The 24,293-nt window shown below is 69.2% G+C and carries 20 protein-coding genes; 8 read left to right on the forward strand and 12 right to left on the reverse strand.

Translation table 11 applies throughout. The features are described 5' to 3' along the window. Positions 1-106: 106 nt before the first annotated feature. Positions 107-496, reverse strand: a complete 390-nt coding sequence (locus LL964_RS18940; RefSeq protein WP_104588158.1) for a YchJ family protein — start codon at positions 494-496, stop codon at positions 107-109. A 159-nt stretch (positions 497-655) separates the two neighbouring features. Between LL964_RS18940 and LL964_RS18945 the strand changes: the two genes are divergently transcribed. Continuing rightward, entirely contained in the window at positions 656-1,429 is a 774-nt protein-coding gene (locus tag LL964_RS18945; RefSeq protein ID WP_208621469.1) for a sulfite exporter TauE/SafE family protein, read from the forward strand. A gap of 50 nt (positions 1,430-1,479) precedes the next feature. Here the strand turns inward: LL964_RS18945 and LL964_RS18950 are convergent, their stop codons facing one another. The 5 genes from LL964_RS18950 to folE form a co-directional block, all read right to left on the reverse strand. Beyond that, on the reverse strand, positions 1,480-2,655 hold the full coding sequence (locus LL964_RS18950; RefSeq protein WP_104588160.1) for a Wadjet anti-phage system protein JetD domain-containing protein: 1,176 nt from the start codon (positions 2,653-2,655) through the stop codon (positions 1,480-1,482). A 22-nt stretch (positions 2,656-2,677) separates the two neighbouring features. Next, positions 2,678-6,055 (reverse strand): ATP-binding protein, encoded by a 3,378-nt coding sequence (locus LL964_RS18955; RefSeq protein WP_104588161.1) that lies wholly within the window; start codon positions 6,053-6,055, stop codon positions 2,678-2,680. A gap of 65 nt (positions 6,056-6,120) precedes the next feature. Further along, positions 6,121-6,837, reverse strand: coding sequence for a DUF4194 domain-containing protein (locus tag LL964_RS18960; RefSeq protein ID WP_104588162.1), 717 nt, complete (start codon positions 6,835-6,837; stop codon positions 6,121-6,123). Then, entirely contained in the window at positions 6,824-8,293 is a 1,470-nt protein-coding gene (locus LL964_RS18965; protein WP_104588163.1) for a DUF3375 domain-containing protein, read from the reverse strand. Before LL964_RS18965 ends, LL964_RS18960 begins: the two co-directional genes overlap by 14 nt. Positions 8,294-8,563: 270 nt before the next feature. After that, positions 8,564-9,166 (reverse strand): GTP cyclohydrolase I FolE, encoded by a 603-nt coding sequence (folE, locus tag LL964_RS18970; RefSeq protein WP_104543982.1) that lies wholly within the window; start codon positions 9,164-9,166, stop codon positions 8,564-8,566. Between the two features lie 128 nt (positions 9,167-9,294). Between folE and LL964_RS18975 the strand changes: the two genes are divergently transcribed. From LL964_RS18975 to LL964_RS18995, 5 genes are all read left to right on the forward strand, one after another. After that, positions 9,295-9,750, forward strand: a complete 456-nt coding sequence (locus LL964_RS18975) for a MarR family winged helix-turn-helix transcriptional regulator (RefSeq protein ID WP_104588164.1) — start codon at positions 9,295-9,297, stop codon at positions 9,748-9,750. A gap of 97 nt (positions 9,751-9,847) precedes the next feature. Next, a complete protein-coding gene (locus LL964_RS18980; protein ID WP_104588165.1) occupies positions 9,848-10,057 on the forward strand; it encodes a DUF1656 domain-containing protein in 210 nt (69 codons plus the stop codon). Continuing rightward, positions 10,054-10,977, forward strand: coding sequence for an efflux RND transporter periplasmic adaptor subunit (locus LL964_RS18985; RefSeq protein WP_167395388.1), 924 nt, complete (start codon positions 10,054-10,056; stop codon positions 10,975-10,977). The genes LL964_RS18980 and LL964_RS18985 overlap by 4 nt, the downstream gene beginning before the upstream one ends. Further along, on the forward strand, positions 10,974-12,422 hold the full coding sequence (locus LL964_RS18990) for an efflux transporter outer membrane subunit (RefSeq protein WP_104588167.1): 1,449 nt from the start codon (positions 10,974-10,976) through the stop codon (positions 12,420-12,422). The genes LL964_RS18985 and LL964_RS18990 overlap by 4 nt, the downstream gene beginning before the upstream one ends. Further along, a complete protein-coding gene (locus LL964_RS18995; RefSeq protein WP_104588168.1) occupies positions 12,419-14,593 on the forward strand; it encodes an FUSC family protein in 2,175 nt (724 codons plus the stop codon). Before LL964_RS18990 ends, LL964_RS18995 begins: the two co-directional genes overlap by 4 nt. Positions 14,594-14,710: 117 nt before the next feature. Here LL964_RS18995 and LL964_RS19000 read toward each other — a convergent pair whose 3' ends face one another. The 5 genes from LL964_RS19000 to LL964_RS19020 form a co-directional block, all read right to left on the reverse strand. Beyond that, the gene (locus LL964_RS19000; protein ID WP_104588169.1) at positions 14,711-15,829 is read right to left on the reverse strand and encodes a saccharopine dehydrogenase family protein; all 1,119 of its coding nucleotides are present in this window, start codon (positions 15,827-15,829) and stop codon (positions 14,711-14,713) included. Between the two features lie 77 nt (positions 15,830-15,906). Next, positions 15,907-16,476 (reverse strand): hypothetical protein, encoded by a 570-nt coding sequence (locus tag LL964_RS19005; RefSeq protein ID WP_104588242.1) that lies wholly within the window; start codon positions 16,474-16,476, stop codon positions 15,907-15,909. A gap of 601 nt (positions 16,477-17,077) precedes the next feature. Continuing rightward, positions 17,078-18,766 (reverse strand): M56 family metallopeptidase, encoded by a 1,689-nt coding sequence (locus LL964_RS19010; protein WP_104588170.1) that lies wholly within the window; start codon positions 18,764-18,766, stop codon positions 17,078-17,080. Positions 18,767-18,769: 3 nt separating this feature from the next. Continuing rightward, positions 18,770-19,168 (reverse strand): BlaI/MecI/CopY family transcriptional regulator, encoded by a 399-nt coding sequence (locus tag LL964_RS19015; RefSeq protein ID WP_208621470.1) that lies wholly within the window; start codon positions 19,166-19,168, stop codon positions 18,770-18,772. Between the two features lie 148 nt (positions 19,169-19,316). Then, on the reverse strand, positions 19,317-21,713 hold the full coding sequence (locus tag LL964_RS19020) for a penicillin acylase family protein (protein WP_104588172.1): 2,397 nt from the start codon (positions 21,711-21,713) through the stop codon (positions 19,317-19,319). Positions 21,714-22,121: 408 nt separating this feature from the next. Between LL964_RS19020 and LL964_RS19025 the strand changes: the two genes are divergently transcribed. Then, positions 22,122-22,466, forward strand: a complete 345-nt coding sequence (locus LL964_RS19025) for a hypothetical protein (protein ID WP_104588174.1) — start codon at positions 22,122-22,124, stop codon at positions 22,464-22,466. A 69-nt stretch (positions 22,467-22,535) separates the two neighbouring features. Here LL964_RS19025 and LL964_RS19030 read toward each other — a convergent pair whose 3' ends face one another. Further along, positions 22,536-23,807 (reverse strand): DNA topoisomerase IB, encoded by a 1,272-nt coding sequence (locus LL964_RS19030; protein ID WP_167395389.1) that lies wholly within the window; start codon positions 23,805-23,807, stop codon positions 22,536-22,538. 55 nt (positions 23,808-23,862) lie between these two features. Between LL964_RS19030 and LL964_RS19035 the strand changes: the two genes are divergently transcribed. Then, positions 23,863-24,243, forward strand: coding sequence for an I78 family peptidase inhibitor (locus LL964_RS19035; RefSeq protein ID WP_167395390.1), 381 nt, complete (start codon positions 23,863-23,865; stop codon positions 24,241-24,243). The last annotated feature ends 50 nt before the right edge of the window (positions 24,244-24,293 follow it).

A 24,293-nucleotide genomic window follows, 5' to 3' on the forward strand; every position in this document is an offset into this window, starting at 1 on the left:
AGCCAGGGACACCCCAGGCTGACGCTGTCCAAACGCGTGTTGCGCCCTCTTTCAGGCCGTCGTGCCCGACCAAGGACGCAGCAGGCACGCTTCGCGCGCAGAGAAGTCAGCGGGCGTCGAGGTAGTACCAGCGGCCGTCTTCGCGGACGAAGCGACTGTGTTCGACCATGCGTACCGCGCTGCCGCCGCCGATGCGATAGCGCGCCAGGAACACAACCTCGGCGCGGTCGTCGGCGGTGACCAGGACGCGCTGGACGGTCAGACCGAGCCAGGTGGTGCGGCCACCTCCATCCAGCGTCAGCTCGGCCGGGCGCGTGGAGGGATGCCAGCTGGCCAGCAGGTAGGCGACATCGCGGCGCACATAGGCGCTATAGCGCGCACGCATCAAGGTCTCGGCATCGGCGGCCAAGGCGCCGGCGTGATAGGGCCCGCAGCAGCGCGCGTAGTCGGCAGGGCGGCCGCAGGGGCAGGGATCGATCAGTGTGGACGTCGGCATGGCGGCATTGTGCGGGCGTGTGGCGGAAGTGGGAATCCGGGCGTCCAGAAGCAGCGGCGTTCGACGGCCATCGTCACGCGTGCGTGGCGCGCGCGTGGGACCAAGCGCACTGCCGGATGGCAGCGGCTATGCTGCCATCCCGTCGTGCGGAGCGCTGCCTTGCTGGACCTGATTCCCACCGAGTTGCCGTGGTTGTTGTGCATCGCGTTCGTGGCGGGATTGGTGGACGCGGCGGTTGGTGGGGGCGGGCTGATCCAGCTGCCGGGGCTGTTTGCGACCCTGCCGCAGCAGGCGCCATCGCTGCTGCTGGGCACCAACAAGTTCAGCGCGATGTTCGGTACCGCAGCGTCGGCATGGCGCTATGCGCGCAACGTGCGCTTCCCATGGCGGCCGGTGCTGTACGCAACCGCGGCGGCATTCACGTGTTCGTTCCTGGGGGCGACGGCAGTGAGCCTGATGCCCCGGCAGGCGGTACGCCCGGTGATCCTGGTGCTGCTGGTGGCGATGCTGGTCTATACCCTGATCAAGAAGGATTTCGGCGCGCTGCATCGGCCGCGCAACATCGGTCGCCGCGAACTGGCCACCGCCCTGGCGATGGGCGCGGCGATCGGCTTCTACGACGGCTTCTTCGGCCCGGGCACCGGCAGCTTTCTGATCTTTCTGTTCATCCGCTTCTTCGGGCTGGACTTCCTGCGCGCTTCGGCGGCGGCCAAGGTGGTGAACCTGGCCACCAACCTGGCGGCACTGTCGTTCTTCCTGCCCAGCGGACAGGTCATGCTGGCGGTGGGCATCCCGATGGCAATGGCGAACGTGGCCGGTGCAATGGCCGGCACGCGGATGGCGCTACGCGGCGGCACGCCGCTGATCCGGCAACTGTTCCTGGTGTTGGTGGTGGTGCTGATCGGCAAGATGGGCTGGGATGTGCTGCACTGAACACGGCACCGCACGGATGATGCGCCGCGATCGTGCAGGTTGCGCAGCAGCTATGGCGGCGTTGGCGGGGCCAGCGCCGCCTGCACGCGTGGCCAGGCGTAGCTCCAGTCGATACGCTCCTGCTCCAATCGGGGCGCGGCGCCGAAACTGCCATTGCGCAAGCCGGCGTAGAGGCGCTGCTCTTCCGCGGTTAGCGCGCCGAGACGGTGCGCACGGTGCTGCCGCGGCTCGTGGCCCCACAGCACGCGCGGGGTGGCATGCAGGGTGGCTTCGTCCATCAGGACGGCGATGGTCTGCGGCGCATACGTGCGCAGCCGGTGCAGGATCGCCAGGCCATGGGTGTCGATGTCGCCCCAATAGAACAACGGCAACGTGCGCAGCCAGGCAATGGAGCGCAGGTAATCGACCGCGTAACCGCGCGCCATCAGCACCGCAGTACCCGGCAACGGTTCGCAGGCCAGGCCGGTGTCGAGGTTCTCGACGATCAGCAGGCGCGCGACCGGCAGGCGCAGCGCGGCGAGCTGCTCGATCGGAACGGTCAGATCGCTCAGGCCGCCGACGTGCCGGCACAGCGCGGGGTCCAGCAGGCGCAGACGCACGCGGTCCGGCGCCCGGCGCAGGCCGGACAGGCTGTCGAAGCTGCGCGGTTCGGCCAGGCCGCGCAACCCGGCCAGCCAGTCGGCGATGACGCCGCGACGGGAGTACACCCATTTGCTGTCGATGCCGGCAATGGGGAGCTGGCGCAGGAACAGGCCGCTGTCGCGATGCCGGTGCAGCCAATCGACCACATCGGCCATCCGCTCGATCTCGGCCTGCTCGCCATCGGCCAACAGATCGAACTGGCGGCGCAGGCGCGCGGCCAGGCCGATCGCTTCCGGCCATCGCGCCAGCAGGCTGGCGCAGCGCGAGCTGGCGCGCTGCCAGCGGTGGTGTTCCTGCAGCGCAATGGCCGCGTCCTCCGGGGTCTCGCAGACCCAGGTCTGCGGCAGCCGTTGTGGCCCCAATTGCGACCAGGACACCTCGCGGGTCTCCACCCACCCCGGCAGGTCGACGCGCTGCCAGGCCCGCAGCCAGGCACCGAAGGCAGCGAATTGCGCGCTGGCCTGGGCCTGGGTGGGTGGGTGCAGGGCAACCGGCCGCGGCGCTGCGGCACCGATCAGCCACTCGCCGCGGTGGCGTTGCCACTGCCCGCGCAACGCCTGGATGGCCATGGACGGCAGCAGCATGCTGGCCGTGCGAGCCACCGGCTCAGGCCTGCTCGGCCACCGCCGCGGCGCTGCGGGAGCGCTCGGGCAGCTTGAGACGACGCGATTGTTCGTCGTACTCGATCAACAGCACGCCCGAATCGTGGCGGCCGCTGATCTCCACGAAGCAGGCGCCGCCGATGAAGGGCTCCAGCGTCATCACCGACTTCAGCGGAGTGGCCACCACCATCTGGAAGCCGAAGTTCTCGAAGATGTTCATCGCCAGTGCGGTGAACTCGTTGTCGGCCTTGTCGAAGGCTTCGTCCAGCACCACCGCCGCATAGCGCGGCAGTTCGCCGTCTTCGCCGCCGAGCTGGTAACGCAAGGCGGCCGCCAGACACGTGGTGGCCAGCTTCTGCCGTTGACCACCGGACTTGCCGGCGCCGCTGCGGTAGATCTCCACCTGCTGCCGCGTGGCCGCGTCCAGCTCGACGCCGACGAATTCCACATGCAGGCGGACGTCCAGCACCACTTCGCGCCAACGCTTGTCCTCGCCCTCCTGCGAACCCAGTTTGCCCACCAGCTCGCGCAGCACCGCGAATTGTTGCTCGGCCACCTCGCGCTGTTCGGTCTGATGATGGCCCAGGACATCGCGCAGGCGTTGATGGAACTCGATCACCTCCGGCAGGCGGCGGTCGCTCAGTTCGATGGTCAGCAAGGTGCCGTGGTTGAACGGCACCTGTTCCAGACTGGCATTGACCTCGTCCAGCCGCTGCGCGATGGACTTGCGTGCTTCGGCGGTGTGGCGCTGCAAGGCCAGCAGGTTGTTCTTGCTCTGGCTCTGCAGCAGATCGAAGAACCGCGCTTCGTGCTGCGGCAGGCCGTCGCGCTCCAGGCGCTGCAGGCGGGCGAGGAAATCGTCGGCGCTGCCGAGGCTGACGGTGAAGTCGCCGCTGTCTTCGGGCCACTGCTGGCAATAGCGACGGAAGCAGCCCAGCAGCAATTGCTCCAGACGGGTGAGCTCGTCCTTGCTCAGCCCCAGCTGCGCATCCAGCCCGCGTTCGAGATGGCGGAAGCGTTCCTGCAGCGTGTCCAGGCTCAGCTCGCCGAGCGTCTGCAGGCGCTCGGCCAGGCCCCGCTGCTGCAGCGGGGTGACCACACGGCTGTGTGCGTCGGCGCATTCGTGCTGCTGCTTCTCCAGCCGCGTGCGCTCGGTGGCCAGGCCGATGCGCTCTGCGCGCACGCCCTCGTACGTGCGCGTGGCCTGGACGATGTCTGCACGCGTGCGGTCGATGGCTTCGCCCAGCGCACGCAGGTTGGCATCGCCTTCGCGCAACTGCTGCAGGGTCTCGGCGATCTGGCTCAGCCGCTGCAGCGAGGCAGCCACGTCGATCTCCTCCCAGCTCAGATTCACCAACGTGTTCTGGGCCAGGCGGCGCGCGCCATCGCGCTCGCGCTCGGCGCGCAGAGCCGCCACCTCGGCATCGCAGGCGGCGATGCGCTGGGCCAGCTCCTGGCCTTCGCGCTCGAACAAGGCCAGCTTGTCGCGGTTGTCGAAGCCCAGCAGCCAGCGCCGGCGGTCGCCGATCGGGTGACGGTCGTCCTTTTCGTAACGCTCGCCAGGATGCTTGACCTGGCCTTCGCGGGTGATCGCGCGCTCGGCGTGGCGCAGGGCCTTGGCGCTGTCCACACAGTCGTAGTCGAAGCGCTTGCCCAGCTCGCGGCGCAGCCAGCCGGCGAAGGCATGTTCGCGCAGTTGCAGCTTGTGCAGCAGCGAGGCGCCGCCCAGTTCGCGTCCGCCCAATGCCGACTCGTTGCTGCGCACGCGGTAGTACACCAGTCGTGCACCCAGATGGGTGCGGTTGACCCAGTCGGCGACCTCGGCGTAATGCCGCTCGTCCACCAGCAGCGATTGCGCAAACCCGTGCAGTACGCGCTCGATGGCGCCACGCCAGGCCGCTGCCTCCTCACGCACCTGGATCAGTTCGCCGACGAACGGCAGCGCAGCCTCGGGTACGCCGGTATCGGCGCTCAGGCGTGCGCGCAGGCTCTGCATCGGCGCAGGGATATTGGAGGGATTGCGGGTGAGCGACTCGATCTCGGCACGCACCTCGGCGAAGCGCTTGCTGTCGTCGTGCTTGGCAGCGATGCGCGCGCTGATCGCCTCGTCGCGTTCTGCAGCAAGGCGCTGCCCGTCTTCCAGCGCCACGCGCGCCTGCGCGAGCTGTTCGGCGAATCCCTGCGCGCTACCGGCCAGGGCCTGTTCGAGCGCGCGGCAGGCCTGTTCGGCCTGTGCGCGCTTGGCGGCACGGCGATCGCGCTCGGCCTGCAGCTGCAGCTGTTCGCGCTCCAGCGCATCGATGCGCTCGCCGCCCTGCGCGCGCCGTTGCGCTTCCAGGTCCTCCAAATGCCGGGTGTGATTATCCAGTGCGGCACGGCGCTGGCCCTCTTCGCCGGCCAGACCGCGGTCCTGCACGTCCAGCTCCTGCAGGCGCGCGTCCAGCAGCGCCAGCCGGCGCTGTTCGCGATAGGCGTCGATGCCGAGCTTGAGTTCTTCCAGCTCGCTGCGTTGGCTGCGCAGCTGCAGCAGCTCGGCATGCTGGGCGCGTGCCGGCAGCAGGGTCTCCACCTGCCGGCGGGCGGTGACGACGGCGTGGTGGGCGCCGTCGAGCTCGGCGAAGTCGCCGACCAGCCGCTCGGCGGCGTCGAAGGTCTTGGGCTCTTCGAGCATGAAGCCGCGCAGGAAGGCGTTGAGGTCGCCCAGGTTCTTGGCCGACTGGGTCTTGTGCAGCAGGCGCAGCGCCATCTCGTTGCCGATGCCCAGCTGATGGCGAAAGCGCTCGGCGTAACCGGCGAAGCTGTCGAAATGATGCACATCGTGCAGGCGCTGCTTGAGCTTGCGCAGATCCAGGTCGAAGCCGGCCAGGTCCTGGGCCACGTCGAAGCTGCGCTCGGCCACCATGTAGTGCTTGCGTACATCGGCTGTGGCCGTGCTGCTGCCGGCGATCCAGAACAGCCGGATCAGGCTCACCACGCGGTCTTCGCCGTTGCGGTATTCCAGCACCAACGCGGTCCAGGTGGCGCCCTTGCGCAGGTACTGGGTGGCGATCTCGCCGGAGCTGCTGTCCTGCTGGTCGGCCCAGGCGCCGCGTACGTACGACACCAGGTTGCGATCGCGGCCGCTGCGTTCGGCTTCGCGTGCGGCGGCATTGAAGTCGACGATGCTCGGTGGAGTGAGCAACGCCGACATCGCATCGAGCAGGGTCGATTTGCCCGAGCCGGAACGGCCCACGAACAGGAAGCCGCGCTCGGCGATCGGCACTTCGGTCAGGCCGGAGAACGTGCCCCAGTTATGGACCTGCAACCGGCGCATGCGGAACTGCTGCAGACGCGGGTCGGGCAGATCGTTGCCGAACAGGTTGGAAGAAGCGGCGGAGGTCATCGGGACGGTCCAGGAAAGACGGGAAAAGCGCAGCGGTGTGCTGTATCGACGCGGTGCCCGTCGCGCTACGCGTGCGCGCTCGCCGTGGCATCGTCGCCTTCGGCCGGACTCTCGCGCAGCTGGCGATAGACCTGCCCCAGTGCAGCGACGTCTTCGGCCGAGAACAGCAACTTGAGCGCGGGCGAGACTTCATAACGCGTCTCTTCGCCACGCAACCGGGTCAGCACATGATTGTCCTTCATCTTCTGGACTGCCGTCGCCACCCGGCGCAGGAAGCCGGCGCGGTCGGTGGACAGGTTCTTCTCGTACACGGCCAACGCATCGCCCAGCTCTGCGTCTTCCACCACCGCACGTACGCCGCGCGCGTCGGCATCGGCCAGCTGCTGACGCAGATGCAGCAGCAGCACCGAGTCGATGAAGGTCAGCGGCGAGGAGCGCAGCAGGACCGGGGTTTCCAGCTCGCCGGTGTCGGCCTGGCGGGTGAAGGCGATGCCGGCCTCGCGATCGAGCACCAACTCCAGGAACAGCTCCGACAGCGCACTGCGGATGCCCGCCTCGCTGCGCAGCAGCGCCGGCCACAGGCGGCCATGCCGCTGCGCGTCCACGCTGGGGCCGCTGAGCAGCTGGCACAGCGCGCGCCGCGCCTCGACCGGCAACTGCCCGGTATCGCCCAGGAACAGCCCTGTGCCTGTCGTCGGGCCGGTGTCGGCGGCCCCGCCATTGTCGGCAGCGATATCGCTGTCGTCCGCATCGTGTGCGTGGTCGTGCTCAGGCCAGTTCATGGCGCTTCTCCTGGGTGAACCAGATCAACGGAATACGGGCGCGACGCCATTGGCCATCGCCACCGCACCAATGGGCCAGTTCGTACTGCCCGGCATCGACCACCCCATGGCGCGTGCCCAGGGACAGATAGCCGATCACGCTGCCCAGGCCCTGGGCGGCCTGACGTTGCGCCAGCGCCTGGGCGATGGACACCTGCGGCTGGTTGCCGAGCAGTTCGAACAGATCGCGGCGCAGGCTGCGGAAATCGATCTCCGATTGCGCGACCAGATCGCCCACGCTGTCCAGCGAGATCGCCGCCGCCTCGTTGCGCTGGATGTCGCCATCGACCTGCTGCTGGCGCGGGTCGTGCAGGCGCCATTGCGCCAGCGAGCGCAGACGGCTGGTGGTCAGCATCAGATCGCGGCCGATCGGCCGCTGTGCCGGCACCTGCTCGCGCAGGCTGAGCGCATCGGCCTGCGCCTGCTTGAGCAGCCGATTGAGCCGACGCTGTTCCAGATAGCCGCGGCTCTGCACGAAGCCACGCAGGCTGCGCGCGAAATGCTGCATCACATCGTGCACCTGGCCGCCGCGCTCGAGCATGGTGCCGGTCAGCCCACGCAGGAAGCTGCGTTCGCGCCGGTCGAGCTTGCGAGCGAACGCCCGCCCCAACACCGACTCCAGCGCCGCATCCAACTGCGCGCTCTGTTCGGCGTCGTTGAGCAGCGCCCAGAACGCTTGGAAACTGCGCCCGGCCTCGCTGTCGCCGATCACGTCCACGCCTTCGAACAGGCGGGTCAGCACGTCGCCGCGCTCGCCCTCGTCGTCGATGATGCGTTCGCGGAACTGCCGGTTGAGCTGCTCGAAATCGTCGCGCACGCGACGGAAATCCTCGGTCAGCTCATCGGCCAGGGCGATCACCTGACGGGCGCGTTCGAGCGCGCGCTTGCCGTCCAGCGAGGCCACCTTGCCGGCCGAGACGCGGGCGATTTCCGCATCGATGCGGTCACGCTCGTCGCGCAGCGCCGACAGCCGCGCATCCGGGTTGGTTTCGGTCAATGCCGCCAGCTGGGCAAGCTGTTGCATCACCAGCGCCAGCCGGCTTTCGGTGGCGGCGCCACGGCTGTGCTCGAGGCCGTCGACGAAGCGGATCGCCTGCGTGGCCAGCGTCGACAATTCGAACTGCTCCTGCTGCGCACCTTCGGGCAGATGGCGTTCCAGCCAACCTTGCGCCAGCCAGTGCGCGACATAGGCCTGGGCGGTACGCGGCAGGTCGCGCGCCAGATGTTCGGCATTGAGTTCGTCGAGCATGCGCTGCAGGCGCTCGTGCAGGACCGCCGCCGGAAGCAGACGCTCCCCGTCCAGCAGCAGCGACTGCAGCAGACCGATCACTTCCGGCGCGTGGTCGGCCGCCAGAAGTTTCCACAGCGGACTATCGCGCAAGGTGCGATAGCGGGCGATCCGGGCGAGGTGTTTCATGCAGGTAGCCGGTAACCGGGATCGAGTGCCACGTGGCGGACTCCATCGATGAGGGCATGAAAGCCTGGCGAGCAACCGTTCGCCTCGTGCGGGCGTCCGGCGATCGGTCGTGCCTGGCTGCGCTTGCGACGCGCGGAGTGGGCCGGCCAGCCCTGCCGACGGCAGAGTGCAGGTGCGCCTTCGGCCGATGCCTGGGCCACCGCGTCGCGTGGGCGCGCTGTCGCCGGCATGTGGAGATTCATTCTACCAGCCATCAATGCCCACGTTCGCTCAACGCTTCCCGCCCACTTCGATGAACTGCAGGAATTCGGCGCGCGTGCGCGCGTCTTCGCGAAAGCTGCCCAGCATCTTGGAAGTCACCATGCTGACGCCGCGCTTGTGGATGCCGCGGGTGGTCATGCATTCGTGCGCACCCTCCACCACCACGCCCACGCCGCGCGGCTGCAGCACGTCCTGGATGCACTGGGCGATCTGGGCGGTCATCTTTTCCTGCACCTGGAAACGGCGCGCATAGCTTTCCACTACCCGGGCCAGCTTGCTGATGCCCACGACCTTGCCGCGCGGCAGGTAGCCGACATGCACCTTGCCGATGATCGGCGCCATGTGGTGTTCGCAATGGCTTTCGTAGGAGATGTCGCGCAGCACGATCAGCTCGTCGTAGCCGGCCACTTCCTCGAAGGTGCGCTCCAGGTACTCGCGCGGTTCCTCGCGGTAGCCGCTGAACCAGTCGCCATAGGCCTCGGCGACCCGGCGCGGCGTGTCCAGCAGGCCTTCGCGGGCAGGGTCCTCGCCGGCCCAGCGCAGCAGGGTGCGCACGGCGTCTTCGGCCTGGGCCTGGGTGACGGGGGAATCGGGCTGGTCGGACTGGCTCATGCAAGTGCACCCAAAGGGGGCGAGCATGGTACCCGAGGACAGGCCGGTGGCCCCAGCGCCGATGGCTGCGGCCGCGCCCGGTTCGGTGCGAATCGATTCATGCTCCAATTGTTAGGATCCTAACTATTATGACGAGCAGCCTTCCCGAATCCCGTTCCCGGCTCAGTTCCGGCCTGCTGGTCGCCGCGCGGCAGTGGCAGCGGCTGGCCGATCAGGCGCTGGAGGAATTCGGCCTCTCCGGCGCCTGTACCACGCCGCTGCTGATGATCGGCCGCTGCGGTGGCGGCATCCGCCAGGTCGCACTGGCGCAGCGCCTGGGCATGGAGAGCCCATCGCTGGTGCGGCTGCTGGACCGGCTGGCGATCATGGGCCTGGTCAGGCGCGAGGCCGACAGCAGCGATCGCCGCGCCAACCAACTGTGGCTCACCGACGCCGGCCAGGCGCTGGTCGGGCGCATCGAGGCACGCCTGGATGCGCTGCGTGCGCAGGTGTTCGGCGCGCTCAGCGAAGAACAGATCCAGGTGGTGCTGAGCCTGTGGGAACAGCTCGCGCAGGCGCATGCGCAGTTGAGCCGCACCGAATAGACCTGGGCGGCAGGCGCCGCCGTGTCCGGCGGCGTGCGGAACCAGGCGGACGCTGCGCAGGCCGGCACCGTCGTTTTTCTTTTCCAGGAAGTCACCGATGTACGGCGAATTCGATCTCCATGGTGTGTTCGTTCCCACCCTGCTGGCCTTGATGACGCTGGCCTATCTGCTCAACAGCGCCATCGGCGCGCTGCTGGCCCGGGCCGGTGCGTATCGCCACATCTGGCATCCGGCGCTGTTCAACCTGTCGCTGTATGTGGTGTTGCTGGGTGGCCTGTTTTCTCTGATGCGGTGGATGCAATGGTGAACAAGTGGATCAAGGCCGCCGCGCCGGCCGTGCTGACGCTGGCGATGGTGGCGGTGGCGGGATGGGTGCTGCAGCAGCTATGGCGCTACTACATGGAAGCGCCGTGGACGCGCGATGCGCACGTGGCCGCCGATGTGGTACAGGTGGCGCCGGATGTGTCGGGGCTGGTGGAATCGGTGGCAGTGGCCGACAACCAGCCGATCGCGCGCGGGCAGGTACTGTTCGTGGTCGACCGCGCGCGCTATGCGATCGCGCTGCAGCAGGCCCGCGCCGCGCTGGCCGAACGGCAGGCCACGCTGACCCAGCTGCGCCGCGAGAGCGCACGCGATCGCCACCTGCAGGATCTGGTGGCCGCCGAGGACGCCGAGATGCGCCGCTCCGAGGTGCGCAAGGCCGAAGCCGCGGTGGCCGCCGCGCAGTCGGCGCTCGCGCTGGCCCAGCTCAACCTCGATCGCACGCAGGTGCGCAGCCCCACCGACGGCCATGTCAGCGATCGCACCGTGCGCGTGGGCGACTACGTCAGCGCCGGGCGCCCGGTGCTGGCGGTGCTGGAGACCGGCGCGTTCCGCGTGGATGGCTATTTCGAAGAAACCCGCTTGCGCGGGGTGCATCCTGGCCAGCGCGTGGAGGTGCACCTGATGGGCGAATCGGCGGCGTTGCACGGCCACGTGCAGAGCATCGCCGCCGGGATCGAGGATCGCTACCGCAGCGGCGATGCCGGTGCGCTGCCCAATGTCACTCCGGCCTTCGACTGGGTGCGCCTGGCGCAACGCATTCCGGTGCGCATCGCACTGGACGCGGTACCGGACCAGGTCCGTCTGATCGCCGGGCGCACGGCGACGGTGTCGATCCTGCCCGACGCCGCGCACGGCGCGCCGGTGGCGGCACCGGGGCATGCGCCGGCCGGGGCGACGCCGTGAACCGCCTGCGCCCGGTTGTCCTGAGCGCTGTCATCGCCGGCCTTGCCGCCTGCAGCACGGTCGGTCCGGACTACGCCGTGCCCGACCACGCCGCCGCCAGGCGCCCGGCCGCCAATGCCGGCTTCGTGGACACCGGCAACGACCGGGTGCAGCCCGGTGCACCGCTGCCGGCACGCTGGTGGGCGCTGTACCAGGATCCGTTGCTGGATGGCCTGATCGAACAGGCGCTGCGCGACAACAGCGACCTGAAGGTGGCCGGCGCCAACCTGCGGCGCGCGGCGGCGGTGTACGAACAGGCGCTGGACGCCGGCGGCGTCGAGTACACGGCCGATGCCGGGGCCAGCCGCGCGCAGCTTTCCGCCCAGGCGTTCCTGCAACGGGAGCAGCTGCCCGTGCTCGACCTCGCCGATGGCAAGTTCGGGGTGTCGTACCAGCTCGACCTGTTCGGCAAGCTGCAGCGCGGCGCCGAAGCCGCGCATGCAGACACCGAGGCGGCACAGGCGGCGATCGACCTGGCGCGCGTCAACGTGGCTGCGCAGGTCGCCGCCAGCTATGTGGAGATCTGCAACGCCAACCATGAACTGGGGGTGGCCGAGCATGCGCTGCAGGTGCAGCAGCGCAGCCGCACGGTGGCCCAACGCATGATCGCCGCCGGCCGCGCAACGCCGCCGGATCTGGCGCGCGCCACCGCGCAGGTGGCCACGCTGGAAGCGGCGTTGCCGCCATTGCGCGCGCGCCGCCAGGCAGCCGGCTACCAATTGGCGGCACTGCTCGGAAAGACGCCGGGTGAAGTACCACCTGGAGTGGACCGCTGCGCGCACGCGCCCAGCCCGCAGCAGCCGATTCCCATCGGCGACGGCCGCGCGTTGCTGGCGCGTCGCCCGGATGTCCGCCAGGCCGAGCGCCGTCTGGCCGCGGCCACCGCGCGCATCGGCGTGGCGACCGCCGAGCTGTACCCGGAGATCCGCCTGGGTGGCTCGATCGGGGCCACCGGCCAATTGGCCGACATCGGCGAAGCCGCCACGCGCGCCTGGTCGTTCGGGCCGCTGCTCGCGTGGACGCTGCCCTCCTGCGGCGCGCATGCGCGCGTGCGCGCCAGCGAAGCCGGTGCCGATGCCGCACTGGCGCAGTTCGATGGCGCGGTACTGCAGGCGTTGCGCGAGGTGCAGACCGCGCTGTCGCGTTACGCGCAGGATCTGGATCGCCTGCATCTGCTGCAGCAGGCGCAGCAGCAGGCCGCGCTGGCAGCGGCGCAGAACCGCCAGCTGTATCAGGGTGGGCGGGCGCCGTATCTGTCCAGCCTGGATGCCGAGCGCAGCCTGGCCGTAGCCGAGATCAGCCTGGCGCAGATCCAGGCGCAGGTCGCGCAGGATCAGGTCCAGCTGTTCCTGGCCCTGGGCGGGGGGTGGGAGGGCGCCACCATTGCCCCCACCGCTGCACCATGACCGCCTTGTTGCGCGACCGTCAGGCCTGGCTGTTCTCGGTCAAGACCTTCGCCGCGGCCATCGCGACGTTGTACATCGCACTGGCCGGCAATCTGTCGCGGCCGTACTGGGCCGTGGCCACGGTCTACATCGTGTCGCAACCGCTGCTCGGCCCCACCCGCGCCAAAGGCGTGTATCGCGTACTCGGTACCTTGCTGGCCGGCGCGGCGACCCTGGTGATGCTGCCCAACCTGGTGCAGACACCGCTGTTGCTGAGCGCGGCCATGGCGCTGTGGCTGTCGGCGTGCCTGTTCCTGGCCCTGCGCGACCGCGGCCCGCGCGGCTATGCGTTCCTGCTGGCCGGCTACACCGTCGCCTTCATCGGCTTTCCGGCGGTGACGGCACCGGAGGGCATCTTCGACACGGTCGTGGCGCGCAGCGAAGAGATCGTGCTGGGCACGGCGATGGCGGTGCTGTTCGCGTCGGTGGTGTTTCCCGCCTCGGTGCGTCCGATGCTGGATGCGCGCGTGGGCAGCTGGATGCTCGACGCCGCGCAATGGTGCCGCCAGGTGCTGCAACGCGGGCCGGCGCAGGCACCGCGTGACCGGCTGGCGGCCAGCCTGATGCAGTTCGACGCGCTGATCGCATTCGTGGACCACGACGACCCGCGCCATGCCGAGGTGACCCCACTGCTGGAACAGCTGCGCGCGCGCCTGCTGATGCTGTTGCCGGTGCTGTCCTCCATCACCGACCGGCTGGACGCGCTGCAGGCGTCCACGGCTGCCGCCACGCCTGCGCTGACGCAATTGCTGCGCGATCTGGGCACGTGGGTGGAACGGCCCGGACCGGCCGACGAGGCTGCCGCGCTGGCCGAGCTGCGCGCGCGCATGGCCGCATTCCGCCCGGTGGTGGACGATCGCCTGCAGCATCTGCTGCTTACCAGCCTGCTGTTGCGCCTGGAGCAGCTGCTCGATCTCTGGCAGGACTGCCGTGCGCTGGAACAGGCGGTCGTGAGCGGCGGCACGCCCCCGGCGCTGCATGCGATCGCTGACATCGGCACCGCCTCGCCGGAACCGACGCAGCCCGCCACGCAGCGGACGCAGGCGCGCCGGCCGCTGCTGCAGCACATCGGCTGGGCGCGGCGGCGCAGCGGAGCGCGTGCGAAGCCCGACCCGTCCGCACGGCATGTCGACCTGGGCATGATCGCGTTCGCGGCGGCGAGCGCAGGGGTCGCGTTGCTGGCCTACTGCGTGCTGTGGATCGGCATCGGCTGGGAAGGCGGTGGCAGCGGCGCCATGATGGCCGCGGTCACCGCCGCCTTCTTCGCCTCGCACGACGACCCCGCCCCCGGCATGTTGTCGTTCCTGCTGTGGTCGGTGGTGGCCAGCGCGATCGCCGGCATCTACCTGTTCGGCATCTTCCCCGCGGTCCACGACTTCCCGGTGCTGGTCCTGCTGCTGGCGGTGGTGCTGCTGCCGTTGGGCGCCTTGCTGCAGCGGCCGGCCACCACCATGATCGCGCTGCCGCTGGTGGTGAACATCCCCATCCTGCTGAACCTGCAGAACACCTACAGCGCCGACTTCCAGGGCTTCGTCAACGCGGCGGTGGGCACGGTGCTCGGGGTGGTCTTCGCGGTGGTGCTAACGCGCCTGTTTCGCTCGGTCGGCGCCGAATGGAGCGCCCGCCGTCTGGTACGGCAAACCTGGCGCACGCTGGCCGATGCCGCAGACGGACACGGTACGCAGAACCGCCACCAGTTCGCCGCGCGCATGCTCGACCTGCTCGCGCCGCGACTGGCCCTGGCGCCGCAGGGCAGCGCACTGGCGGCGCTGGACATGCTCGGCGAAGTGCGCGTGGGCTTGAACATCCTGCAGCTGCGCGGTGCCCGCCACGGCCTGCCGCACGCGCGCGTGGAAGCGATCGATGCGATCCTGGCCGATGTGGCGGCGCATTACCGGCAGCAGGCGCTGCACAGACGCGCGCTACCCGGCCCGGTGGCCTTGCGCGAACGGCTGGACAGTGCACTGGCACGCATGGGCACACTGCCGCCCGGGCCGCAACACGATGCGGCGCTGCTGGGTTTGATCGGCCTGCGTCACACCCTGTTTTCGGACGCCATACGTGCCAACGCGCCGCCGCCGCGCATGCCATCGGCCGGGGCGCGGCGGTCGTCGGATCCGGCGCCTGGGTGAAACGCCGCCGGCATGCAGGCCGGGATGGCGGCGCATGTCGCGCAGGCAGCTTCCCTCGGCATGGCGGCATGGCGTCGAGATCGTGCGCGCGCCGTCGTCACGCCGTACGCTGCGCGCTCATTCGGGCGTGCGTGTCACCGCGGTGGTCATCTGCCAGGCCGAGAAGGCGCCTTCGAAGTCGTCCAGCGTCAACAACCCCATGCAGGCATGTGCGCCCACCGGCAGCGGCTGCCCGGCGGCAAGTTTGCGGATCAGCAGGATGGCGGCGAAGCACGGGATCTCCGGGCCATGCAACATCGGCGCGGTGAGGTCCCAGTCAAGCTGCAGCGGCAGCCCCTGCTGTCCGACGCCGCGCAAGCGCACGCGCATGCCACCCAGCTCGGTGCCGAAGCGATCGAAGCAGCGTCCGGCGCGGGCAAGCGCTGCGGCCAGCCGCTCCATCGGCAAGGGCATGCCGTGCTGCCGCAGCCAGGCGATGGCAGCCAGGCAACGCTGCAGGAATGCCACTTCCAGCGCGGCACGGAATTGCACGGTGCGCACGCCGGGATAGCGCTGCGGCAGCAGATCGTGGTCGGGCACATCGCAGGGCGCGGCCAGCCGCCCGGCCAGGTGCGCAAAGCGCACCCGCTCCGGTTGCGCCCAGCCCACCACCTGTTGCCAACGGCCATCGTGCCACCACGAGAACGGCATGCCGCAGTACGACAGCACCGCGCGCACGGTGGCCAGCCCCAGCGGCGTCGCCTGCGCAGGCGCGATCACCATGCGAATCTCGTGCAGGGCCGAAAACTGCGGCAGCAAGGCATCGACCACTGCGCTGGAGAGCGCGGGCAGGGTACTGGCGCCACTGATGGCGACCCGTTGCGCCTGACGCGCGGGCGCATCCAGCGCCGCGGCAAAATCACGCACGAAGGCGCGGCCATCGGCCAGATCGATGTAATGCATGCCGGCCTGCAGGCAGCGACGTGCCACCGCATAGGCCTGTCCCTGGAATGGTCCGGCCGTGTGCACCAGCGCATCGGCGCCGGTGGCCGCCAGCCGCGTCATGAAATCCCCGGCATCGATATCCAGCCGGCACGTCGAAATACGTCCGGGTGCGGCATCGGGCCAGTGCACGGCAACCTCCCCCGGATGCCGGCCAGCGGCGATCACATGGATCGTCGGCGTGGCCGCCAACGCCCGCACGATACGCGCGCCGAAATGCCCGAACCCTCCCAACACCACCACCCGGTACGTCATGCCTGCTCACCGTCTGCCTGCCGCACAGTATCGGCGAGCGCGGCGGCATCAGCGCCCTGCCATGATGAAACCGGTCACTACGACTGGCCGGCGACCCGCGTGGCCAGGCCGCTCTTCAATGCATCACGCAGCACCTGCAGCGCCTGGCGTGTTGCCCGTGTGGAAGCGGCGGCTTGCCTGGCGGCCAGGCGGGCCTGGCGGTCGGCCAGGGTGCGTTGCTGTCGCGCCAATCCCTGCAGTGCGGCCGGCGCCATGGCTGCTTGTTCGTCCGCAGCGACCGGCGCGGGCAACGTGCCGGTCGAGGCGTGCAAAAGGCGCGGCCGCGCCTGCGCAGACAGCTGTGCGGCCAAGGCGGCCTGTTGCTCGCTCAGCGCCTGCCGACGTGCGTCCAGTGCGGCCTGCGCCTGGTCCAGTTGGCGGACGGGCGCGTGCGCAGCCGCCATGCGATACAACAGCGTGGGATTGCGTACCAGATAGTCCACCCCATCGGCGCGGAACCACAATAGTCGCTCCCCGTGCCGCTGATAGCTGCGCGCGGTCTGCAGGTCGTCGAGCGAGCCATGCATCGTCTGGCGGTCGCCGTAGACCAGCACATAGGCATCGCCCTGGGCTGCAGCAGAGGCGTCGGCGCCGGAGGCAGCGGCCACACCGCAATGGCGACGTGGCGCGGTCGATGCACCAGCCAGATCGAACACGCCCGGCGCCGACGGCGTTGCAGGCGCGATCGGTGAAGCAGCCGTTGTCGGCGGCAACGGCGCCAGCGGCGGCACCGTAGCCGCCCAAGCGCAGGCAGCGAGGCTCGAGAGTGGAATAGCGACGGCAGCAAGCGCCAGCAACAGCGGCTGACGCGGGCATGACAACGACGACGTGGTCTGGATCATCGGAGATCTCCACAAAGAGGCACAGGACGGTGGTTGCCGCCTGCGCAGGACGTGCAGGCGGAGGGAAACAGCAGTCACACGGCCACGGCGTTGCCGACGCCGCTGGCGTCGTCTGTCCGCGAACACAAGGAGTTTGGGTGGGCCGCGCTGCCATGCCAGCGGCTGTCCGCGAGCGGACACACTCGCGCGGGATCAGCTGCGCGGCGAGCGGCGGCGTCTATCCAGCCGGCCGGCCGTGCACGGCCAGACCTGACTGCATGACGTCCAGCCCGCGATGCCGGCCTGCTGGACGCAGTGGGTGGCTACCGACACCAGCGGCGCTGCCTGGGCTTGGACGCAGCGCAGCCGGCGCGCCGGAGGCAGCCGTCTAGTCGTTCTGCATGTCGGCGGCGTCCTGTTGCTCCTGCGCCGCCTCGTGCCGCGCGCGCGCTGCCTCGATGCGTGCCTGCCGTGCCTCCTGCCGCGCCGCCTCTTTGTCGAGTTCGGCCTGGTGCCGGGTCAGTTCGGCGGCCTGGCGTACTGCTGCGGCATACGCGTATTGCGCCGCGCGCTGCTGCTGCGCCGCCTCGCGAACCTGTTGCTCGGCGTTACGCGTCTGCTGTTGCGCGTCCTGCCTGGCCTGCGCCAGTTCGGGACCGAGCGCGGCGAGTTGTTCGCGTGCTTCCTGCAGCGCGTCCTGCGCCTCCTGCATGCGGTCCTGCTGCAGCTCGACATCACGGTTGCTGGCGTCGAACGCCTCGTGCAACGCGGCGCGCGCCTGCGGCATGGCAGAGGCGAGCGCCTCGCGCGTGACCCGCTCCACATAGGCATCCCAGTCCGCAGGCAAGAGGTCTGCAGCGTCGCCATGGAGTGGCGCCGTATCGAGCACCGTGGCGACGATGCCCTGCGTCGCCGGAGCCGGCGCGGCCGCCGGCATGGCCGGCTGCGCCGGTGCAGGCACCACGCGCATCGGATCGGCCATGGCCGCATCAGCCTGCACGCGTGCCGGCAGTGCCGGCGCACTCACCACGGTCGGCCGCAGGCTGGGAGGCGACGACGGCACCGGCATGGCGACCAGGCGCAACGGCAGCACACCGCAGACCGCCACCAGTGCCAGGATCATGGCCGCGCCCAGCTGCGGAAACGTGCCGGTGTCCTGCAACATCGACAACCGCCGCTTGAGGCTGAGGAACGAGGGCGAGGCGCTTGCCACGCCGCCATGCGGGCGCTTGGCCACACCCAGTTGCAGCAGCAGCCGCCCGTAGTCATGACGACAGTGCCGGTGTCCGGCGACCACCGCCGCATCGCAGGCCGCTTCGCGGGCAATGGCGTACTCGCGCGCGGCCAGATGCACCAGCGGATGGAAGAAGAACAGGTGCTGGGCCAGCGCCGGCAACAATCCCCACCACAGATCGCGGCGCCGCAGGTGGATCAGCTCGTGGGTCAGCGCCATGTCCAGATCGTCGTCGGCCATGTGCGGCAAGCGCGCGGCAGGCAACAACAGCACCGGCCGCCACGGGCCGATCAACTGCGGCGAATCGATCTGCGACGAGACGCGTAACGCAGGCGCGCGGGCCAGGCCATGCGCTTCGGACGCCAGTTGCAGGGCCTGCACCAGGCCGCGATCGGTGCAGGGCTGCGCCGAACGCGCCAGGGCACGGCTGCGTAGATACGCGCGCACCGTGCCGGTCGCCAGCAACACCACACCCGCCGCCCATAGCGCCAGCAGGGCCGCAGACCAGGTGGGCCAGGAGGAGACCTGCATGGCCTGCGCATTGGCGCCGGCATGCGCCGCCGTGGCCGCCGCAGCGGTGGCGGTCGCCATCGGCGCCAGACTGTCGGTCGAGCCAAGCGCCGAAGTCACCGCGTGCGCCGGCAGTACCGGCAGCTGCACCGGGTTGCGCCACACCAGGCCGACCACCGCCTGCACGCCCACCAGCCACCATAGCCACGCCTGGGTAGCGGCAGGCAACCGCCGCACGCCCCGGCACAGGCCCCACACCGCCAGCACCAGGACGGCGGTCTGCAGACTGGTGGCGCCGAGCGTCCATAACACCGCTTCGATCGAGGGGAACATGGCTCAATCCTCCTTGCGCTGCGACTGCAGCTTGGCAACCAACGCTTCCAGTTCGGCCAGCTCGGTATCGCTGACCTCGGCACGTTGCGACATCCAGGCCACGAACGGCGACACCGAGCCCTGCAGGGTCTTCTCCACGAACTGCCCCACTGCCGAGCGCACCACATCGTCCTGACCGGTCGTGGCGCTGTAGCGGTACATCCCCGCGACCTGCTTGCGTCGCAGGAACCCCTTGGTGCGCAGGCGCTCCATCATGGTCAGCACGGTCGAGCGCGCCAATCCGCGCGCCTCGCCGAACACCGCGGCCACCTCGCCGACGCTGGCGGTGCCGTGTTCTTCGATGTATTGCAGCAGGGCCAGCTCCTGGTCCCCGATCGTCTTGCCGCGCATATCGACCTCCATGACTACAGTTGTCGCTAACGTAGGCGTGACGACAGCTGTAGTCAATAGGTCGGATGGCAGGGGGGGGCGTCCCCTAGGGTCCGATACGCCAGGGGGTTCGACGTCACTCAAGACGCAGGTTGCACCCAGCTGCCGCACCGCGCGACAGCTAATGCGCCGCAGCGGGCAGTAGATCGAACACCTGCTCGGTGGCCGCTTCGACCGCAGCGCGCGTATACAGCAGCGGGAAGTAGCTGCCCTGCAGCCACGACGGTGCGAGATCGCGGTAATGCGGGCTGGCAGGGTCGCCGGACTGGCCTGGATGATTCATCGCGCGCGAGTTGTCCCAGTTGCCCAGGTCGATGATCAGGCGTGCCGAGGGGCCGATGGTCTGCCGGAAGCTGGACGGGGCGTAGCTGGATTGATTGGGCGTGTAGGGGCTGCCGCCCTTGGCGAGTGGGCCCACATCCAGCAGCGCGCGATCGGCGCCGGCCACCGCGCTCATCGCATGCGCAACGGTGTTGGTGTGCAGCCTGCCCCACTGCCAGTGCGCCGGATCGGGCCCCTGCAGGGCCACCAGCGCCTGGTAGGCGCTGCGCAGCGACTCGCGCAGCAACTGGTCGCGGCGCGCCGCCGGCGCGGCACCGAAGACGGCGCCGGGTCGTTCCAGCGCCTGCAACAGCACTTCGGCGTCGGGTGCACCGAAGCTGGCTGCCTCGGCCGGCTGCAGCGCCAGTGCCTTGTAGGCGGCGCCCAGATAGCGGGTGAACCAGACTTCTTCCAGTGCGGCGGCGGCAGAACCTGCGGCCACCTCGCCATTCCACGCGCGCAGCAGGTCGAGCGCGGCGCGTGTGTCGGCATCCTGCGCCTGCAGCGGCTCGAGCAGGGCCAGCAGGCGTTGGGCCGGCAGCGACACCTGGTCGTTCTGCAGGTTCTCCGAATCCTGCAGACTCACCTTGGGCAGCTGCGACAGGACCTGGGTGATGCGTGCATGGCGCGCGCCGTTGGCCCACTCGAAGCCGAGCTTGCGCTGCGCGTAGGGATAGTCCTTCGGTAGATTCATTTCGTTGGAGGTGGTGATGAAACCGGCCGCGGGATTGGTCGACCACGGCAGTGCGGCGCTATTCCAGAATCCATTCCATTCGTAGCGACCATCGCCCGGCACCGGCAACAGGCCATCGCCGTGGTCGCGGCGCGGGGCCATGCCTGCGGTGGCCCAGCCGACGGTGCCGTGCACGTCCGCATACACCTGATTGACCGAGGGCGCGCCCCAATGCGCAAGCGCCTGCCGGAACTGGGCGAACGTGGCGCTGCGCAGATAGCGCAGCGAGTCCAGGTACGGCGCGGTGCCGGGTTGGCTCCATGCCGAGCGGATCGCATAGGCCAGGTGCCTGTCGCGATCGACGTACACCACCGGCCCGTGGCGGGTGAACTGCAGCGTCGCCTCCACCGGCGCCGCATCCCGCACGGCGATGCGTTCGCGTTCGGTGCGCAGCGGCTCCCACCTGCCCTGGTACCAGTACGCCGCATCGTCGTCGGGATTGAGCCGATAGACGTACAGGTCCTCCTGGTCGATGTTGAAGATGGTCAGACCGAAGGCACTGGTGCGGTTATGCCCGATCGCGATGCCCGGCGCGGTGGGTTCACCGGCGCCGATGATGTCCAGGCCGGGACTGCTGAGGTGCACGAAGTAGCGCAGGCTGGGCACGGTGTAGGCCCGATGCGGATCGTTGGCCAGCACCGCGTGGCCGGTGGCCGATTTCCACGGTGCGATCACCCAGTTATTGCTGCCTTCGGCGCTGGCCTCGTCGTCGCTGGCAGCGCGCGTCGGCTCGCGCGCCGCCAGCGGTGTCTCGGCGGTGAGCCTGGGAGACTGCGTGGCCAGTTCGTAGACCTTCAACACCTGCTCCGGCAGACAGGGATCCAGCCCGTCCGGCAGCGCGGGCGTCCAGGCCGGCTGCAACATCACGCGGATCGCATCGGTTTTCAACGACGCCTTGCACGCCACCTGCGCGCGCGCCACTTCGCTCTTGACGTTGCGGCTCAGCCCCGTGGTGCGGATGCGCAGCACGTCTTCCGGCGCCCAGCGTTCCGGACGGTAGGCGAGCGTGCGGAATTCGTAGGGCAGCGCCTGCGGGTGGCTGTCCAGCCACGCGATGTAGGCGTTGATGCCGGCGACGAAGCGGCCGACATCGCGGCGCGTGTCTGGCCCGTAGCTGGCCCATTCGGCGGCCATGTCGCCGCGATACAGGAACAGCCGCGATGCACGGTCCTGGTCGACATAGCCCGGGCCGAACGCGGCGGACAGGTGACCCAGGCCCTTGCGACGCAGCAAGTCCAGCTGGAACAAGCGGTCGCGCGCGACGTTGAACCCCTGCACGAAAAAGGCATCGTCATCGGTCCTGGCGTAGATATGCGCCACACCCCAGCGGTCCACGCGGATCTGCGCCGGTTGTTGCAGGCCGGGCACCGTCAGTGTGGTACGGGGTGGTTCGGTGGCGGCACTGGCGAACGCGAGCGAGCCGATGACGACACTCCAGGCCAGCCGTAACGAAGCAGCGAACATGCGGGACGATCCTGGTGGATGACTGCGGTGATGCGCTGGATGAAGCCGCCGCGTTGGAAGGTGAGCGATGGCGGCGACCACGATGCCGACACTCGGCGCCTCCGATCGGCCACGTTCGCCATGCATACGCGTGGTGCGCGCCATGCTCACGCATGCACCTGGGAACAGCATGCCGGGCCTGCGCTGCCCACGCTGGTGTGCAGCGGAACCCCGGGCGCGCAGAACGAATGGCGGCCACATCGGCCGAATCCCGGCTCGACACATGGGTTCTAGGATAGTCACCACTTGTGTCCGTCAGAACATCGGCCGCGTTGCCGCCCCCGGTGCGGCCCACATGCCGCCATGTCTTCATGCCACACCAACAACGGGTTCTTCACGCTTGCCCCATTCTTCCGCTGGAGATCCCCGATGATCCGCACTCTTGTTCCGCTCGCTGCCGTGTTGTTGCTCTCGGCCTGCGCCTCCAACCAGGTAGCACAGGTGCAGCCGATCGACGGCGTCATCTCCGGCCAGTGCCACATCGAAAAAGTGCGCGGCATCGTCGGCCTCGCTGCGGCAAAACAGACCATCGAACGCGCGCGCGTGGACAGCGACAGCCTGCAGGTCAGCGTGCGTCGCGGCGAACGCGCCACCGGCGGTACCACCGCCAGCGGGCTGGCCGATCCGGCGCAGGGCGCCAGCGAAAGTGGCGGCGACCATCTCAGCATCGAAACCGGCCCCACCAACAACATCACTGCGGTCTATTGCGGCTGAGAATCGGGAATCGGGAATCGGGAATCGGGAATCGAAAGCGTCGCGGCTGCTCGATCCCGGCTCCCGCACTCACTTGCGTCTGGAAGTTCCCTTCGCCGCTGTCTTGAGCTTGGCACGCGAGGCGGTGAGAAATTTCAGCGTGGCCGCCTCCCATTGCCGCTCGCCGCGCACGCCGGTTGCCATGGCCTGCAGCTCGCCGGCGCGCCAGCCCTCGAACACGCAAGGGTCGATATAGGCCTTGCGGCACACCGAGGGCGTGTTGCCCAGGGCGTCGGCCACTTCGCGAATGACATCGTTCTGCACCTGCTTGAGCGCACGTTCGCTGCTGCGCTCGGGCAACGGCAGCCGGGCCAGGCGTTGCAGGGCGGCCAGGGTGCCGCCCCAGGTACGGAAATCCTTGGCCGTGAAGTCCTCGCCCATCGCCTCGCGCAGGTAGTCGTTGACCTCGCCCGAATCCACCGGCTGCAGCTGACCATCGTCATCGCGATACTGGAACAGGGATTGCCCGGGCAGCTGCTGACATTGGCGGATCAGTTTGACCAGCTGCTTGTCGTCCACCTCGATATCGTGCTCCTGCCCGCTCTTGCCGCGGAACTTGAGCCGTGCACGCCCGCCCTTGAGAAACTCCATGTGCCGGTTGCGTAGCGTGGTCAGCCCGTAGGAACGGTTGCTGCGCGCGTACTCGGCATTGCCCACGCGCACCAGGGTGTCGGCCAGCAACGCCACCACGATGCCCAGCACCTTCTCGCGTGGGAAACCGGGCAGCGCCAGATCGCGGCGCAGCCGCCTGCGCAGTGTTGGCAACGCGGTACCGAAAGCGATCACGCGTTCGAACTTGCCTTCGCCGCGCACCTGCGCCCAATCCGGGTGGTAACGGTACTGCTTGCGCCGCCGCGCATCGCGGCCGGTCGCCTGCAGGTGGCCATTGGGCTTGGCGCAGATCCACACCTCGGTATAGGCCGGCGGGATCGCCAGCGCGCGAATGCGTTGCAGGGTGTCGGCGTCGGCGATGCGTTGGCCGTCCGCGCTGCGGTAGCTGAAGCTCTTCCCGGCGCGGCGCCGGCTGATGCCCGGCTGTTGGTCGTTGACATAGGTCAATCCCGCTGCACGCGCGGTGGCCTTGGCCTGCGCCACCGCCGCAGCGCTCGCAACTGCAGCCGTGGCCACTGCCGCACCGGTGGCGGCGCCAGCGAGTTTGCCGGCGGTGGTGGCCGTTGCGGCGGCATTGCGAAGAACACGTTTGGCTTTCATTGCATCTGGGTCGAAGGCGTTGGCCCGATTGTTGGGCGCGGCAGGACTAGGCTGCGTCAACGTAACGCCAACGCCGTGTGGGCAAGCCATGCCGGTGGTGCGAATTGTGCTTATGCTTGGCCATTCCCCTTCGCTGGAGTCATCGATGCGCACTGTCCCGCCTATCGCCCGCGTGGCCTGCAGCTTGCTCGCACTGGCCGCATTGAGTGCCTGCAACAAGCCGCAGCCGGACGAGCAGGAAGCCGTCACCGCCAAGGCGCAGCAGGCTGCCGAGCAGGCCTCCGCACCGGCACCGGCCACCGCACCCGAAGCGCCGCCGATCGGCAGCTGCGATGCCACCCAGGTGCAGTCGCTGGTGGGCCAGCCCATGACCGACGCCGTGGGCGAACAGGCGCGCAACGATGCCGGCGCCAAGTCGGTGCGCGTGCTCAAACCCGGCCAGATGGTGACCATGGAATTCAATGGCGAACGGCTCAACTTGGAAGTGGATGCCAAGAACATCGTCACCTCGGTTCGCTGCGGCTAGGCACCGCCTGGCGTCGCTCGCCGGAGCGGCGCCAAGCCAGCTGGCACAAG

Origin of the sequence: Xanthomonas melonis (assembly GCF_020783655.1) — a bacterium.
Lineage (GTDB): Bacteria > Pseudomonadota > Gammaproteobacteria > Xanthomonadales > Xanthomonadaceae > Xanthomonas > Xanthomonas melonis.

Excerpts from the sequence above, each read along its gene's own strand:
- LL964_RS19025 (WP_104588174.1), top strand. The coding sequence starts at position 22,122 with ATGATCCGCACTCTTGTTCCGCTCGCTGCCGTGTTGTTGCTCTCGGCC.
- LL964_RS19020 (WP_104588172.1), bottom strand. The coding sequence starts at position 21,713 with ATGTTCGCTGCTTCGTTACGGCTGGCCTGGAGTGTCGTCATCGGCTCG.
- LL964_RS18980 (WP_104588165.1), top strand. The coding sequence starts at position 9,848 with ATGTACGGCGAATTCGATCTCCATGGTGTGTTCGTTCCCACCCTGCTG.
- LL964_RS18975 (WP_104588164.1), top strand. The coding sequence starts at position 9,295 with ATGACGAGCAGCCTTCCCGAATCCCGTTCCCGGCTCAGTTCCGGCCTG.
- LL964_RS19015 (WP_208621470.1), bottom strand. The coding sequence starts at position 19,168 with ATGGAGGTCGATATGCGCGGCAAGACGATCGGGGACCAGGAGCTGGCC.
- LL964_RS18965 (WP_104588163.1), bottom strand. The coding sequence starts at position 8,293 with ATGAAACACCTCGCCCGGATCGCCCGCTATCGCACCTTGCGCGATAGT.
- LL964_RS18950 (WP_104588160.1), bottom strand. The coding sequence starts at position 2,655 with ATGCTGCTGCCGTCCATGGCCATCCAGGCGTTGCGCGGGCAGTGGCAA.
- LL964_RS19030 (WP_167395389.1), bottom strand. The coding sequence starts at position 23,807 with ATGGCTTGCCCACACGGCGTTGGCGTTACGTTGACGCAGCCTAGTCCT.
- LL964_RS18960 (WP_104588162.1), bottom strand. The coding sequence starts at position 6,837 with ATGAACTGGCCTGAGCACGACCACGCACACGATGCGGACGACAGCGAT.
- LL964_RS19010 (WP_104588170.1), bottom strand. The coding sequence starts at position 18,766 with ATGTTCCCCTCGATCGAAGCGGTGTTATGGACGCTCGGCGCCACCAGT.
- LL964_RS18995 (WP_104588168.1), top strand. The coding sequence starts at position 12,419 with ATGACCGCCTTGTTGCGCGACCGTCAGGCCTGGCTGTTCTCGGTCAAG.
- LL964_RS19000 (WP_104588169.1), bottom strand. The coding sequence starts at position 15,829 with ATGACGTACCGGGTGGTGGTGTTGGGAGGGTTCGGGCATTTCGGCGCG.
- LL964_RS18955 (WP_104588161.1), bottom strand. The coding sequence starts at position 6,055 with ATGACCTCCGCCGCTTCTTCCAACCTGTTCGGCAACGATCTGCCCGAC.
- LL964_RS19035 (WP_167395390.1), top strand. The coding sequence starts at position 23,863 with ATGCGCACTGTCCCGCCTATCGCCCGCGTGGCCTGCAGCTTGCTCGCA.
- LL964_RS18940 (WP_104588158.1), bottom strand. The coding sequence starts at position 496 with ATGCCGACGTCCACACTGATCGATCCCTGCCCCTGCGGCCGCCCTGCC.
- folE (WP_104543982.1), bottom strand. The coding sequence starts at position 9,166 with ATGAGCCAGTCCGACCAGCCCGATTCCCCCGTCACCCAGGCCCAGGCC.